Origin of the sequence: Neoroseomonas oryzicola, from assembly GCF_012163135.1 — a bacterium.
Classification (GTDB): Bacteria; Pseudomonadota; Alphaproteobacteria; order Acetobacterales; family Acetobacteraceae; genus Neoroseomonas; species Neoroseomonas oryzicola.
Genome location: NZ_JAAVUP010000002.1, coordinates 640,678 through 654,292, shown reverse-complemented (window position 1 = coordinate 654,292; position 13,615 = coordinate 640,678). Strand labels below are relative to the sequence as shown.

General features: G+C 70.1%; 12 protein-coding genes. 4 read left to right on the top strand and 8 right to left on the bottom strand.

What is annotated here, in order from left to right; translation table 11 throughout:
- Window positions 1-10: 10 nt before the first annotated feature.
- The 8 genes from tssG to tssA all read right to left on the bottom strand — a co-directional run bounded on the left by tssG (window position 11) and on the right by tssA (window position 9,171).
- Window positions 11-1,210, bottom strand: a complete 1,200-nt coding sequence (tssG, locus tag GWK15_RS09675; protein WP_168041074.1) for a type VI secretion system baseplate subunit TssG — start codon at window positions 1,208-1,210, stop codon at window positions 11-13.
- Entirely contained in the window at window positions 1,207-3,033 is a 1,827-nt protein-coding gene (gene tssF, locus GWK15_RS09670) for a type VI secretion system baseplate subunit TssF (protein ID WP_168041073.1), read from the bottom strand. The genes tssG and tssF overlap by 4 nt, the downstream gene beginning before the upstream one ends.
- 4 nt (window positions 3,034-3,037) lie before the next feature.
- A complete protein-coding gene (gene tssE, locus GWK15_RS09665) occupies window positions 3,038-3,532 on the bottom strand; it encodes a type VI secretion system baseplate subunit TssE (protein ID WP_168041072.1) in 495 nt (164 codons plus the stop codon).
- A 16-nt stretch (window positions 3,533-3,548) separates the two neighbouring features.
- Window positions 3,549-4,334, bottom strand: coding sequence for a type VI secretion system accessory protein TagJ (locus tag GWK15_RS09660; RefSeq protein WP_168041071.1), 786 nt, complete (start codon window positions 4,332-4,334; stop codon window positions 3,549-3,551).
- Complete coding sequence (gene tssC, locus GWK15_RS09655; RefSeq protein WP_338147222.1) at window positions 4,331-5,863, bottom strand: type VI secretion system contractile sheath large subunit; 1,533 nt, start codon at window positions 5,861-5,863, stop codon at window positions 4,331-4,333. The genes GWK15_RS09660 and tssC (GWK15_RS09655) overlap by 4 nt, the downstream gene beginning before the upstream one ends.
- Window positions 5,864-5,926: 63 nt before the next feature.
- The gene (gene tssC, locus GWK15_RS09650; protein ID WP_168041069.1) at window positions 5,927-7,420 is read right to left on the bottom strand and encodes a type VI secretion system contractile sheath large subunit; all 1,494 of its coding nucleotides are present in this window, start codon (window positions 7,418-7,420) and stop codon (window positions 5,927-5,929) included.
- A gap of 4 nt (window positions 7,421-7,424) precedes the next feature.
- A complete protein-coding gene (gene tssB, locus GWK15_RS09645; RefSeq protein ID WP_168041068.1) occupies window positions 7,425-7,928 on the bottom strand; it encodes a type VI secretion system contractile sheath small subunit in 504 nt (167 codons plus the stop codon).
- A gap of 124 nt (window positions 7,929-8,052) precedes the next feature.
- Window positions 8,053-9,171 carry a type VI secretion system protein TssA gene (gene tssA, locus GWK15_RS09640; RefSeq protein ID WP_168041067.1) on the bottom strand — a complete coding sequence of 373 codons (1,119 nt, stop codon included), beginning with the start codon at window positions 9,169-9,171 and terminating at the stop codon, window positions 8,053-8,055.
- A gap of 166 nt (window positions 9,172-9,337) precedes the next feature.
- Between tssA and tssH the strand changes: the two genes are divergently transcribed.
- The 4 genes from tssH to GWK15_RS09620 all read left to right on the top strand — a co-directional run bounded on the left by tssH (window position 9,338) and on the right by GWK15_RS09620 (window position 13,606).
- On the top strand, window positions 9,338-12,010 hold the full coding sequence (gene tssH, locus GWK15_RS09635) for a type VI secretion system ATPase TssH (RefSeq protein WP_168041066.1): 2,673 nt from the start codon (window positions 9,338-9,340) through the stop codon (window positions 12,008-12,010).
- A 70-nt stretch (window positions 12,011-12,080) separates the two neighbouring features.
- Window positions 12,081-12,554 (top strand): Hcp family type VI secretion system effector, encoded by a 474-nt coding sequence (locus GWK15_RS09630; RefSeq protein WP_168041065.1) that lies wholly within the window; start codon window positions 12,081-12,083, stop codon window positions 12,552-12,554.
- Between the two features lie 110 nt (window positions 12,555-12,664).
- Window positions 12,665-13,144 carry a type VI secretion system tube protein Hcp gene (locus GWK15_RS09625; RefSeq protein WP_168041064.1) on the top strand — a complete coding sequence of 160 codons (480 nt, stop codon included), beginning with the start codon at window positions 12,665-12,667 and terminating at the stop codon, window positions 13,142-13,144.
- A gap of 3 nt (window positions 13,145-13,147) precedes the next feature.
- Window positions 13,148-13,606: an Hcp family type VI secretion system effector gene (locus GWK15_RS09620; RefSeq protein ID WP_168041063.1), complete on the top strand. Its 459-nt coding sequence runs from the start codon at window positions 13,148-13,150 to the stop codon at window positions 13,604-13,606.
- Window positions 13,607-13,615: the final 9 nt, after the last annotated feature.

Here is a 13,615-nt window from a genome sequence, read left to right as displayed (position 1 = left end):
GCGCGAGAGGTCAAACGACCTCCCGCGGTTCGAAGACGGCGTCGCGCGCATCCGCCGTGCGGGCCCGCGAGGTGCCGCTCCAGCTCGACCAGCCAAGGCGCGCGCCACCGCCGGCGCGGGCGGGGGGCACCTCATCCTTCTTCAGCACCAGGTTCACGGCGAAGGAGGTGTCGGGCCCGACGAACAGCCGGGCGAGCTGCGTCACCGTCAGCCAGGCCGGCGTTCCGGGCAGCAGCGCCTCGAACTCCTGCCGCGTCAGTGGGCCGAAGCGGATGATGAAGCGCGCATGCGGGTCCCAAACCTGCGCGCCGGCGACCGCCGAGACGCCGAGGGCGGCGTGCTGCACGGGGCCGCGGCCGCGCGGCATGCGCGTCTGCTCGGCGGCGGGCAGGCGGATGTAGCCGCCGGCGAATTCCTCGATCTCGACGCGCCGGCCGGTCTCGGCCTCCAGCATGGCGCGCAGGCGCTCGGCGCTGCGGGTGCGGGAGGCGAGGTTGCCGGCGTGGAAGAGCAGGTCCTCCGGCGGGACCTTCATGCGCCCTTCGTGGAAGGGCGTGCCCATGCCGATCGTGGCGGACAGGGCGCGCGCTGTCGGTTCGGCGTTGCGCGTCGGGCGGTATTTCGCGCCGGCCTTGGCGTAGAGGCCGACTGCGCGCCGCGCCAGCATGTCGAGGAAGGCGTGCAGCGCGGTCGAGCGCTTGCGTTGCTCGGCCGCGACCAGCGCCGTGTGGTGGCGCGGCAGCACGCCGCCCGCGCCGATCAGGCCGAAGGTGCCAAGGGTGAGTTCCCCGTCCTCCGGCTTCGCCCCCACCACCGGGCCGGCGGGCATCGACAGCCGCGCGGCGCTGCGCAGGCGAAGTTCCTCCGGCGCGTCGGAATTGCCGCGGGAGGCAGCGATGGCGACCGCGAAGGCCTGGTCGAGGTCGAAGCGCGACGGGTCGCGCCGCAGCCGGTCCACCGGCGGGACCGGGTTCAGCGAGGGTGAGGCGGGCGGTTCCGGCGGCGGGCGGGCAGCGGCCGCTTCCTCCTCGGTCGCGACCGACAGCGCCTCGAGGTCCGGCAGCACCGGCGGCGGTTCGGGCGGCGGCTCGGCCGACGCCTCGGGGACCGGCGGCTCGGAGATCGGCGGTTCCGGCTGCGGCGGCGGGTCGGCCGGCGCGGCGACGGCGAGGTCCTCGAGCGACGGCAGGGGTGTGCCGGGGTTGCTCACAACAGGGTCCGCGTGCCGCTGCGCGGGGCGAAGCGGGCCACCACGCCGGGGCGCCCGCGCAGCGCGACCATGGTGCGCGAGAAGGCGTTGACCGACACCTGCAGCGCCAGGAAGCGTTCCAGCACCTGCGCGAGCGGATAGAGCCCGGCCGACACCCACGCCTGCTGGTCGAAGGTGAGCGTCACGTCGAGGCCGCGCGCGAAGGCCCCTGCCCGCCCGCCGGGCAGCCGCGCGACGCCGGGGCGCGTGTCGACCGAGACGAGGGCGGCGAGCGCCGAGCGTGTCTCGGCCGTGTCGCGCAGGTCGTGCAGGCGCAGGATCTCGCGCAGCGCGGCCGCGCCGTTCTCGCCCCCGGTCACCGACAGGTGGTTGAGCGCGAGGTGGGAAATGAGCCGCCAGGCACCGCGGTCGTTCAGCCCGGGCCGCAGCGTCGGCGTGGGCGGAGACAGGCAGTCCACGCCCGCGAGCGGCATGCCGCCCTGCGACACGCGCAGCCGCGGCTGGCCGGCCCCGAAGGGCAGCAGCACCGGCAGGTCACGGTTGCAGCACAGCGCCTCGATCGTCAGCACGCCCTCGGGCGGGCGCAGCGGGTCGAAGGCCGTGTCGCGCAACTCGATCCAGGTCTGGGTGCCGGTGATGGGCGGCGTCGCGCCGCGGCGGAAGGTGACGTAGTTCGCCGCCGCGACCTCATCGGCGTCCTCCTCCTCACGGCCGAGGCGGTAGAAGGGCAGGACGGGGCGGCGCTGGCCGTCGGGGCGGCTCTCGCGCACCTGCTCGATGGCGTAGATCTCGAGCGCGGTCGGCCGGCGCGCATCGGGCACCACCATCCATTCGGACTGGGTGCCGTCGAGCGAGATGGGCTCGCAGCGATGGGGGAAGATGTTGATCGCCGGCGTGCAGCCAAGCGCGAGGTTCTCGGCCGCGAGGGTGCGCTCGAGTTCCGGCATGGCGCGGGAGAGGTAGATGAAGATCTCGATCTTCCCGCTATCCTGCGACAGGGTGCGGGCCTCGAGGCCGGTGAGGTCGATGTAGAGGAACTTCTCCGGGAAGGCGAACCACTCGGTCAGCATCCGGTAGCCGGCGAAGGCCCTGCGCGGCCAGGGCAGCGCGGCCTCGTTCTGGTCGTAGCCGGCCGGCTGCAGGCATTCGGGGCCGAGCAGGGTCGGCTTCGGATCGGCGGGCCCGTCGGCCACGGCGAGGCCGAGGGTCGAGGTGCAGAGCAGCTCGTGCAGCAGCGCCGGCATCGCGCCCACGCCGCGCAGGTGCAGCCGCAGCCGGTCGAGGCCGACCTTGGCGAATTGCAGGTCGGGCGCCGTGGTCCGCAGCACCAGGCGCAGGCAGGCCATGGCCCCCTGGACCCGGTTGTTCGCCGGCGCCGCGATGGGCTGGCCCGACAGGCGCGCCGATTCGATCGTGACCGGCCAGATGGTGACGTCGTGGCAGGTGGTGAAGCGAACCGGCTCCCCGCGCACCGGGTCCGTCTCGAGCATCAGGCCGCGCGGCACGCGCACCGGTCCCGTGGCGTCGGGCGGCGGGCTGAGCTTCAGCGTGGTCATGGACGGCACCGGCGCGAGCAGGTGCGGCGAGAGCATCTCGAGCAGCGTCTCGCTGAACTCGGGCAGCTCGTCGTCAAGGCGCTGCTGGACCCGCGCGGCGAGGAAGGCGACGCCTTCGAGCAGGCGCTCGACATAAGGGTCGTCCACCGCCTCGGGCGTCACGCGCAGCCGCGCGGCGACCTTGGGGTAGGCGTCGGCGAATTCGCCCGCGGCCTTGCGGATCGCGGCGAGTTCCCGGTTGTAGTAGGGCAGCAGGCTTTCGGACATGGCCCTACCTGCCTTCGTTCACCGCGACGTCAAGCGTCGTCGGACGCACCAGCGTCTCGAAGGAGATCTGCTCGGGCACCGGGTCGGTCCTGAGGATCGCCTCGATCCTGAGGCGCAGCACGCGGTCGACGGCGTCGCGCTCGTCCTTGCGGAGCTGCACCTTGATGTTGGTCAGCCGCGGTTCGAAGCGCGCGATGGTCGCCTGGATCTCGCGCGAGATGGCCGTGCGCCGCTCCTCCTCGGTGAAGGAGCCCGCAGTCGGGTCGGGCACGCCGTAGCCGATCGGGGAGAGCACGAGCTCGGTCAGCCCCGGTTCGGGCGGCAGCCGGCGCCGCCGCGCGTTCAGCAGCGCCTCGAGGTCGCGGCGGACCGCGAGGCGCAGCTGCTCGATGGCGAGCGACTGCGACAGCGGCGGCTCGCGCGGGCTGTCCGGATCGGCGTCGATCAGCCGATCGAGCAGCGGCAGGCGGATCCGCGGACTGGTGCGTGTGTCGCTCATGGCCCGGTGGCGTGCCTCAGTCGAAGGCGATCTCTTCGAGCTCGGCCAGCGACTTCGAATCCTCGCCGACCAGGAATTCCCGCAGGCCGAGGCCACGGACGAGGCCGCCCTCGTCCTGCCATTCGGTCCCCCGCCCGAGGCGCAGCGGGTTCGGCATGTCCTTCGCCGTCCAGCCGTAGATCGTCGGCACGTAGACCACGCCTTCCTGGCCGTCCTTCATCTCGATGGTGCAGCGGCGCCAGAACAGGTCCCGCGGCCGCTTGGGCGCGTCGAAGGACAGCATGCGCAGCCGCTCGGTCGGCACCCACATATACTCGCCGCCGGCGGTGATCACCTCGATCATCGCGGCGAAGACATCGTCCGCGTCGCGGAAATCGTCGAAGGCGACGCCGTCGATCTTCCCCGGCACGCGCGGGCGAAGGGCCTCGACCTCGGCCGAGGAGGCGGCGGCGCCGGCCTTGTCGCCAGCGCGCAGCAGGGTGACGGCCTGGGCCGCCGCCTTCTGCGCGTCCGTCGGGTCCTCGCCCTGGAACTTCGGCACGCGGCCTTCCAGCAGGACTTGCCGGCGCACCACCTCGCCGCGGATCAACTGGCGGAATTCCATCACGGTCGGCGAGGGGTTGTCCTCGATCACCGCGTCGAGCGCGCGGTCGGCGCGTTCGAACTCCCCCGCGAAGCAGAGCAACTCGGCCAGCAGCCAGCGCGGCCCCGGCTCGCGCGGGGCCGCCTTGACCGCCGCCGTCGCCGCGGCGACCGCTCCTTCGATGTCGCCCGCCTTGAATGCGTCGCCTGCCGTGCTCATGCTGCTTGCCTCGCCGCCTGGAGATCCGTGACGAGACGGAAGGCCGCCCCCACCTCGTCCAACTGGTAGTGCGGCTGCAACTGGATGATGCAGCCGAAGACGCCCGGTTGCCCGGGCTTTTCCTTCACCTCGACCCGCGCGTCGCGCAGCGGGTACCTCGCCCCCTGGTCGCCGGAGGCGGAGGAGACGTTGGTGAAGCCCTGCAGCCATTTCTGCAGGCGCCTCTGGATTTCGTCATGGGTCTTGAAGGACCCGACCATGTCGCGCCCCATCAGCTTCACGCAATGGGCGAAGCGGCTGACGCAAAGCATCGCGTTGAACTGCGCCGACAGGCGCTGATTCGCATTGGCGATCGTCGCCGTCTCGCCGGTCTGGCGCGGCGGGCGATGGATCGACGGGACGGCGGCGAAGGTCGCCTCCGGCAGCAATTCGAGCCCGATGAAGGGCACCAGGCCGTGCTCGACCGCCTGGCGTTCCTGCTCGTCGGTCAGCGCGACCTCGACCGGCGGGCGCAGCGGCCCGGTACGGGGGTCGCCGGACAGACGCTCGGACGGCAGGACGTCGACCACGCCGCCCATCGCCTCGCGCGAGACGGCCGCGCCGCGCACATCGGCCGGCCAGGAGGACCGGGAGAAGGCGCGGATCGCCGCGGAGGCGAGCGCATAGCCCGCATTCATCCAGACCCGCGCGCCCGAATCGGGGGCATGCTCGCGGTAGCGGAACCCGTCGGCGCGCGTCGCGTCGTCGGGCCAGGGCGACCGGGCGAGGGCGCGCGGCAGGACGACCGACAGGAAGCGCGTATCCTCGCGCCCCTGGAGAGACCGCCAGCGGTTGCGGTCGCTCGCCTTCAGCACGTCCGTCAGGTCCGCCGCGGCGCCGAGGCCCGTCCAGGCATCGAAGCCGAGCAGCGCGGGGTGCGCCGCGATCACGACCGGGGCGAAGGCCGCCGCCGCGACCGCCGAGAGCCCGTCGAGCGCCGCCACGTCGTCGGTGGGGCTGCCCGGGCCCGGCGCATGCCGGATCTCATAGTCGGCGAGGATCATGCCGAAGGGTTCGCCGCCCGGCGTCCCGAACTCGCCCTCGTAGATCATCTTGAAAAGGTTGGACTGGTCGAATTCCAGCGAGCGCTCGAAGTCGCGGCAGATCTCGGCCCAGCGCGCCGTCACCAGCCGGATCTTGATCCGCGAGCCGAAAGGCACGCGGTCGAGCAACCAGGCGACGCCGCGCCACGACCCTTCGAAGCGGCGCAGCCGGTCGTGGTGCAGCACGCGGTCGAGTTGCACCCCGATCATGCGATCGAGGGCCGCGATGTCGCGGTCCACCGCCTCCTCGAGCCGCGCGATCGCGCGACGGCGGCCCGCCGGGCTGCCGTCATGGCGCAGCATCAAGGGAAGGTGTGGCCCGAACCACTCCTGGAGGGCGGTGGCGGCCGACGGCTCGGTGATGAAAGCCGCGATCCGCTCCGCTCCCTCCGCACCGCCGCCCTGGCCCAGGAACTGGCCAGAGCGGACGACGGCACGGAGGGGCACGGGCGGTTCAGGTCCGGTAGTCTGCGGCATGGCGCCGCACTCCCCTGTCCCGCCCGGCCGTGATCACGCCTTCTGCGGAATGCGCGCGACCATGCGCATGGAGGTCGAGAGTTCCTCCATCTGCAGCCACGGGCGGAGATAGGCGACGGCGTTGTAGACGCCGGGCTTGCCCGGCACTTCCTTCACCTCGACCTTCGCCTCGCGCAGCGGGTACTTCGCCTTCATCTCCTGACCGGCATTGGCGTTGGAGTTGACGTAGTTCTTGATCCAGCGGTTCAGCCAGACCTCAACGTCCGACGCCTCCATGAAGGAGCCGATCTTGTCGCGCGCCATCACCTTGAGGAAGTGCGCGAAGCGCGACGTCGCCATGAGGTAGGGCAGGCGGGCGGAGATCGCCGCGTTCGCCGTCGCCTCGGGGCGGTCGTACTTCTTCGGCTTCTGCACGGACTGCGCACCGAAGAAGACCGAGTAGTCGGTGTTCTTGTAGTGGCAGAGCGGCAGGAAGCCGAGGCCCGAGAGTTCCGCCTCGCGACGGTCGGTGATGCCGATCTCGGTCGGGCACTTGGTGTCGCTGTCGCCGTCGTCCGAGGTGAAGACGTGCGTCGGCAGGTTCGACACCTTGCCGCCGCCCTCGGCGCCGCGGATGGCGACGCAGAAGCCGTACTGGGCGAAGGCGTCGGTCAGGCGCGCGCCCATGACATAGGCCGCGTTCATCCAGCAGTAGTCGTTGTGTTCCATCGCCTTCGGCTTGCCGGCGGCGTCGTAGGGAGCCTCCTCGAAGTTGAACTCCTCGACCGGCACGGTCGCCGCGCCATAAGGCAGGCGGGCGATGGTGCGCGGCATGACGAGGTTGAGGAAGCGCGCGTCCTCGGTGTCGCGCAGCGCGCGCCACTTGGTGTACTCGGCCGTCTCGAAGATCTTGGCGAGGTCGCGCGGCTTCGACAGCTCGCGGTAGTCGTCCATGCCGAACAGCTGGGACGAGGCCGCCGAGATGAAGGGCGCGAAGGACGCCGCCGCGACGGAGGAGATGAGCCGCAGCGTCTCCATGTCGTCGGGGTGGTTGGTCCACTCGTAGTCGCCGATCAGCGCGCCATAGGGCTCGCCGCCCGGGGTGCCGAACTCGTTCTCGTAGATCTTCTTGAACAGCTGCGACTGGTCGAACTCGACCGCCTTCTGAAGGTCGCGCGACAGCTCGCGCTTGCTCGCCTGCAGCAGGCGCAGCTTCAGCGAGGTCCCGGTCTCGGAGTTCATGACCAGGTAGTGCAGGCCGCGCCAGGAGCCCTCGAGCTTCGAGAAGCGCTCGTGGTGCATCACCTTGTTGAGCTGCTCGCTGACCTTCTGGTCGATCGCGGCGATGGCGCGATCGAAGGTCTGCTGCAGGTTGCGGCTGAAGGTGACGGTGCCCTTCAGCGCTTCCTCGGTCAGGGCCTTGATCAGGTCCTGCGCCCGGTCCTTCTCGGTCTGCTTGGTGGCACCGATGACCTGGTCGAGGAGGCCGAGGCCGCCCTCGAGCTCGGTCGTCGTGGCGCCGGCGGCGGAGGTCTGGGTCTCGCTCATGTCTTCAGCCCTTCTTGTCAAGGCCGAGCTCGGCCGACAGCTTGTCGAGCTTGTCCTTGTCCTGCAGCACCTGCTCGAGAAGGCCTTCCAGCTCCTCCGAGCGGTCGACCTTCGACATCAGGTCGCGCAGCTTGGCCCGGGTCTCGAGCATCGCCTTCAGCGCGGGGACCTGCTCGGCGACCTTGGTCGGCTCGAAGTCCTCGAGGCTGCGGAACTTCAGGTTGACCGCCATCTGGCTGCCGTCGCCGGCAAGCGTGTTGTCGACCTTGATGTTCAGGCCCGGCTGGATGCGCGCCATCACGTCGTTGAAGTTGTCGCGGTCGATCTGGACGAACTTGCGCTCGTTCAGCGGCTTCAGCGGCTCGGTCGGATCGCCGGCGAAGTCACCCAGGATGCCGACGACGAAGGGCAGCTCGCGCTCGATCTGCGCGCCTTCCGTCTCGACCTCGTAGGTGATGTGGACGCGCGGCTTGCGGACCCGCGCGAGCTTGTCGTGCACGCTGCTCATGAAGAGGTTCCTCCTGCGGGCGAGGTCCGTGCCCAAAAAAAAGTTTCGGTCGCGAAGGAGATTACGCAGGCCCCCGGACCGGGGTCAACGCATCTGGGTCACCATTCGTCCCCCGCCAGGGGGTTCACTGGCCTTCCTGAACCCGGATGCCCAGGACGGTCAGCATCTTCGTGCGCGTGGCCGCATCCGGCAGGATCTCGGCCAGCAGGTCGATCAGCGGCATCCGCGCCCGGCGGACCGCGTCGTCGAGGACAAAGGCCAGGGGCGAATGGGGCTCGGTCTTGCGGAAGAAGTTCGCGATGTCCTCGAGCTGGCGGATGGCGTCGTCGCGCGTGCGCATGGCGCGCGGCGCCCCGGCCGCGACCGCCACGCCGCCAGCCGCGGCGCCCCCCTCCTCTGCTCCCGCTTCGGCCATGGCTTCCTCCGATTCGGCCTCGGTCGCCTCGGGGGGCGGCGCCCCGGCGATGGCGGTGCTGATGTCGACGATGGCGGTGAGGGCATCCGCGACGCGGCGCGTGGTCGGCGCATCGGACCCGAACTTCTCGGTCAGGACCGCGTCCATCGCGGTCCAGGCCTTGAGCGCGTTGCGCGCCTCGATCCCGACGCCCCGGATGTAGGGGGCGTCGGCCCGCGCCTCGTTCTGAAGGGCATCGAAGTCCGGCACGCCCGACTTGAGGCGCTGCTCCTTGCGCGCCTTGTCGGCGATGCCGGCGGTCTCCTCGGACCGCTGCCAGGTGAACAGGTCGCAGGGCGCGCCGTCGGCACGCCGGAACAGCGTGTAACGCCGGATCGACGCCATCAGCGTGCCGTCGGCGCCATCCCCCGACAGGCCCCCGATCGGGGCGGCGCGGCCGTCGATCCCGTCCTCGCCGTCCAGCCGCGGCAGGCCGTTGTCCCAGTATTGCTGGCAGAGCCCAGCGATGAGCAGGGAGGAATCGGAGAGGCCCTTCAGGCCGTCGAGGCGGATCACCGCCTCGGCCATCCAGGCCGCGATCTCGAAATCCTTGGCCTTGGAGGAGAGGCAATCGATGCCGAGCGACTTCACCTGCCGCCACGCGCCCAGGATCGTCGCCGGGTTGGCGTCCGGATCGCCGCCGTCGAGCAGGCGTTCCCCGGCGCGCGCGTCGTTCCGCTGCGTCCGGATGCGCTGGTAGATGGAGGTCGGCGAATAGTCCTCCCGGATATCCTCGCCCGCGCCGTCGCCTGTCCCGAGCGGCGCCAACAGCGCCTCAACGTCGAGCACCCCTTCCGCCATCCTCAACTCCCGTGTGATGCCCCTCACCCCGCACATCCGCGGGGCCGATGAAGGTCACGCTAGCACGCTGGACTCGTTTCGCACGCCCCCCTAACGTTTCAGGAGCGGACGGGGGGCCGTGCCGCGCAGAAATAGACACAGGGATGCGCCTGGCATGGTTGCGATCGACCTGAAATCTCTCGTCGGCCGGATGAACGCGCTCACGCGCCGGCAGCTCGAGGCGGCGGCTGGGCTCACGCTCTCCCGAACGCATTACAATGTGGAAATCGAGCACGTGCTGCTGAAGCTCGTCGAGACGTCGGGGTCCGACGTGGCGGCGGTGCTGCGCAAGGGCGGCGTCGATGCCGGCAGGGTGGCGAACGAGATCACCCGCGCCCTCGACAAGTTCAAGACGGGCAATGCCCGCGCGCCCTCGCTGTCCCCCGACATCGTCACCTGGCTGCGCGAGGCCTGGCTGCTGACCAGCCTCGAGAGCGGCAGCACCAAGATCCGCTCCGGCCACCTCCTCGCGGCGCTGCTGAACGACGACACGCTCGGCCGTTCGGTGCGCGAGAGCGCGCCCTCGCTCCTGAACCTCCCGGCCGACGCCGTGCGCCGCAACCTGGGCGAGATGGCCGAGGGCAGCGAGGAGGCCGCCGAGGCCGCGGCCGAACCCACCGCCGGCGGCGCGCCCGGCGGCGCGCCCTCGGGCGAGGCCCCGCGCTCGGGCGGCCCGCTCGACCAGTACTGCACCGAGCTCGTGGCGCAGGCGAAGGCGGGCAAGATCGACCCGATCCTCGGCCGCGACGGGGAGATCCGCCAGATGGTGGATATCCTCACCCGGCGCCGGCAGAACAACCCGATCCTCACCGGCGAGGCGGGCGTGGGCAAGACCGCGGTGGTCGAGGGCCTCGCGCTGCGCATCGCCGCCGGCGACGTGCCCGACGCGCTGAAGGGCGTGAAGCTCTACTCGCTCGACATGGGCCTGTTGCAGGCCGGGGCCGGCGTGAAGGGCGAGTTCGAGAACCGCCTCAAGGGCGTCATCGACGCCGTGAAGTCCTCCCCCACGCCGATCGTCATGTTCATCGACGAGGCGCACACGCTGATCGGCGCCGGCGGCGCGGCCGGGCAGAACGACGCGGCGAACCTGCTGAAGCCCGCGCTGGCCCGTGGCGAGATGCGCTGCATCGCCGCGACCACCTGGGCCGAGTACAAGAAGTACTTCGAGAAGGACGCTGCCCTCACCCGCCGCTTCCAGGTGGTGAAGGTCGAGGAGCCCTCCGAGCCGCTGGCCGCGGCCATGCTGCGCGGGCTCGTCGGCACGCTCGAGAAGCACCACGGCGTGCGCATCCTGGACGAGGCGATCACCCAGGCGGTCAAGCTCTCGGCCCGCTACATCCCGGCGCGCCAGCTGCCCGACAAGGGCGTGTCACTGCTGGATACCGCCTGCGCGCGCGTCGGCATGTCCCAGGCGGCGATCCCCGCCCCGGTCGAGGACCGCCAGCGCCGCCTGTCGCTGATCGACACCGAGCTCGGCGCGATCGCGCGCGAGGAGGCGACGGGCGCCGACCACAAGGCCCGGCGCGAGGCGCTCGAGCAGGAGCACGCCAAGGTCTCGGCCGAGCTGGCCGAGGTGATGAACCGCTGGGAGGAGGAGAAGGCGCTGGTCGCGAAGATGCGCGACCTCCGCCACCAGATCGAGGCCGCGGCGGTGCCGATGCCCGGCCCCGACGGCAAGCCCGCCGAGCCGGTCGACGCCGAGGCTCTCAAGAAGGAGCTCGGCGAGACCGCCGACGCGCTCAAGAAGCTGCAGGGCGAGGAGCCGCTGGTCTTCCCGGTGGTGGACGGCCAGGCGGTCGCCGACGTCGTTGGCACCTGGACCGGCATCCCAGTCGGCCGCATGGTCTCGGACGAGATCCACACCGTCCTGAAGCTCCGTGACCACCTGATGGAGCGCGTGGTCGGCCAGGACCATGCGCTGGATGCGATCGCGCAGGCGATCCGCACCTCGCGCGCGGGCCTCACGGACCCGCGCAAGCCCATCGGCGTCTTCCTGATGGCCGGCACCTCCGGCGTCGGCAAGACCGAGACCGCGCTCGCGGTCGCCGACCTGCTCTATGGCGGCGAGCAGAACATGACCACCATCAACATGAGCGAGTTCAAGGAGGAGCATAAGGTCTCCCTGCTCATGGGCTCGCCGCCCGGCTATGTCGGCTACGGCGAAGGCGGCGTGCTGACGGAAGCCGTCCGCCGGCGTCCCTACTCCGTCGTCCTGCTGGACGAGATGGAGAAGGCGCATCCGGGCGTGCAGGACGTCTTCTTCCAGGTCTTCGACAAGGGCGCGATGAAGGACGGCGAGGGTCGCGACATCGACTTTCGCAATACCGTCATCATCATGACATCGAACGCGGGCACGGATGCGATCGACAAGCTCTGCGCCGACCCCGACCTGACGCCCGAGCCGAACGAGCTGCGCGAGGCGCTGATGCCCGAGCTGCTCAAATCCTTCAAGCCGGCCTTCCTCGGCCGCACCAACGTCGTCATCTACTACCCGCTGAAGCCCGAGATCCTGAAGAAGATCGCGGGCCTCAAGCTGCGCAGCATCGGCAAGCGGCTGAAGGAATCCTACAACGTGCCGCTGCAGGTGGACGACGCGGTGATCGACGCCATCGTCGAGCGCTGCAAGGAAGTCTCCTCGGGCGCGCGCAACATCGACAACATCCTCAGCCGCACGGTGCTGCCCGAGCTCTCCGCGCGCATCCTGGAGCGTCTCGCGGAGGGGCATGAAATCCTTCAGGTGAAGGTGGGTATGAACGACGACGGGTCGTTCCGCTACGACGTCAACTGACGTATAGGATTGCTCACCAGGGCGCGGCGCGGTGCCGCCCCTCGGGGGCAGGATGGGAAAGGGAAAGACAATGCCGATTTTTGTGAAGTACGACGGGATCGAAGGCGAAGCCACGACGACGGGCTTCGAGAAGCAGATCGAGGTCAACAGCTTCCAGTTCGGGATCGGCCGCGGCATCAGCTCCGCCTACGGCCAGTCCACGCGTGAGAGCGGCATCGCCTCCGTCAGCGAGATCGTGGTGACGAAGCCGTCGGACGGCTCCTCGCCGAAGCTCTTCGTCGCGGCCCTGACCGGCACGCTCGACAAGAAGGTGACCGTCTCGATGGTCCGCACGGCGTCCGGCTCGGTGCAGCCCTACATGGTCTATGAGCTCGAAGGCTGCGGCATCTCGGGCTACAGCCTCTCCTCGGGCGGCGACCGTCCGTCGGAGTCCGTGAGCCTCAACTTCGACAAGATCTCCTTCAAGTACCTGCTGATCGGCGACGATCTGAACAACAGCCCGGAAGTGGTCGGCTACGACCTCTCGAAGGGCGACACGTTCTGATGTGGCCGGCGCCGGCCCCCGGGCCGGCGCACCCCGTCGCTCGCGCATGCCGCCCGGAGCGATCCGGGCGGCATCTTTCATGATGGGACCTGCCAGGGAGACCGGCGGCGATGGCAATCTTCATGTGTTTCGAGGGGGCCAAGACGGGCCCGCTCAAGGGCGAGGCGAAGGTGCCCGGCGACATCCCGACGACCCCCGCCTCGGGTGACTGGATCGAACTGAAGTCCTGCAGCTTCTCGGGCCAGCCGCACAGCCGCCTGGGCGCGAAGGTGGACACCTCGATCAACATCATCCGCATCAGCAAGCCGACCGACGGGTCGAGCGTCGGACTGCTGAGCGAGCTGTTCTGGGGCAGCCCGAGGAGCAAGGCCGCCATCGTCTTCATGCGCACGGAAGCCGATGCGCCGGTCGAGTACATGCGGCTCGAACTCAAGGATGTCGGGATCGTCGGGTGCCGCTGGGACTCGGGATCGGACAGGCCGACGGAAACCTACGACCTCGCCGTCGACGACTTCACCTTGATCACCTGGACCTTCGAGGGACAGGTCCGCGGCGCCCAGTCCGTCACCCAGATCATGAACGGGGTGTGAGCCATGTCGATGCTGATGAAGATCTCCGGCGTGACCGGGGAGAGCAAGCTTGGCGAGGAAGCGGGCTGGATACCGGTCGACGGCTTCGAATGGGGCGCGACGCGCAACTACACCTTCACGCACGGCATGGCGCAGATGACTTCCGCCGCGCAGATGAAGGAAGCGGTGGTGCGGCGGCAGGCCGACAGCAGTTCGGCCGCGCTCTGGATGCAGGTGCAGAAGCAGGAAACGCTCAAGGTGCAGATCCGCTGGCTGCGCCCCAAGGCGACGGCGGCGACGCATTTCCTCGAGGTCTCGCTGACCAACGCCCGCGTATCGTCGATCGAGGACACGTCGGGCGGCGACCGCCCCCTCGAGACGGTCAAGTTCTCCTACGAGGAGATCGAGTTCATCTACTTCGCGCTCGACGACACCATCAATGCGTCCCAGCAGGTCGTCACCTACGAACTCCCGAAGGGCTGACGGCTTCGG

Bases quoted from the DNA above. Each gene is read 5' to 3' on its own strand.
- tssF (WP_168041073.1), bottom strand. From the start codon at position 3,033: ATGTCCGAAAGCCTGCTGCCCTACTACAACCGGGAACTCGCCGCGATC.
- tssE (WP_168041072.1), bottom strand. From the start codon at position 3,532: ATGAGCGACACACGCACCAGTCCGCGGATCCGCCTGCCGCTGCTCGAT.
- GWK15_RS09660 (WP_168041071.1), bottom strand. From the start codon at position 4,334: ATGAGCACGGCAGGCGACGCATTCAAGGCGGGCGACATCGAAGGAGCG.
- tssC (WP_168041069.1), bottom strand. From the start codon at position 7,420: ATGAGCGAGACCCAGACCTCCGCCGCCGGCGCCACGACGACCGAGCTC.
- tssB (WP_168041068.1), bottom strand. From the start codon at position 7,928: ATGAGCAGCGTGCACGACAAGCTCGCGCGGGTCCGCAAGCCGCGCGTC.
- tssH (WP_168041066.1), top strand. From the start codon at position 9,338: ATGGTTGCGATCGACCTGAAATCTCTCGTCGGCCGGATGAACGCGCTC.
- GWK15_RS09630 (WP_168041065.1), top strand. From the start codon at position 12,081: ATGCCGATTTTTGTGAAGTACGACGGGATCGAAGGCGAAGCCACGACG.
- GWK15_RS09625 (WP_168041064.1), top strand. From the start codon at position 12,665: ATGGCAATCTTCATGTGTTTCGAGGGGGCCAAGACGGGCCCGCTCAAG.
- GWK15_RS09620 (WP_168041063.1), top strand. From the start codon at position 13,148: ATGTCGATGCTGATGAAGATCTCCGGCGTGACCGGGGAGAGCAAGCTT.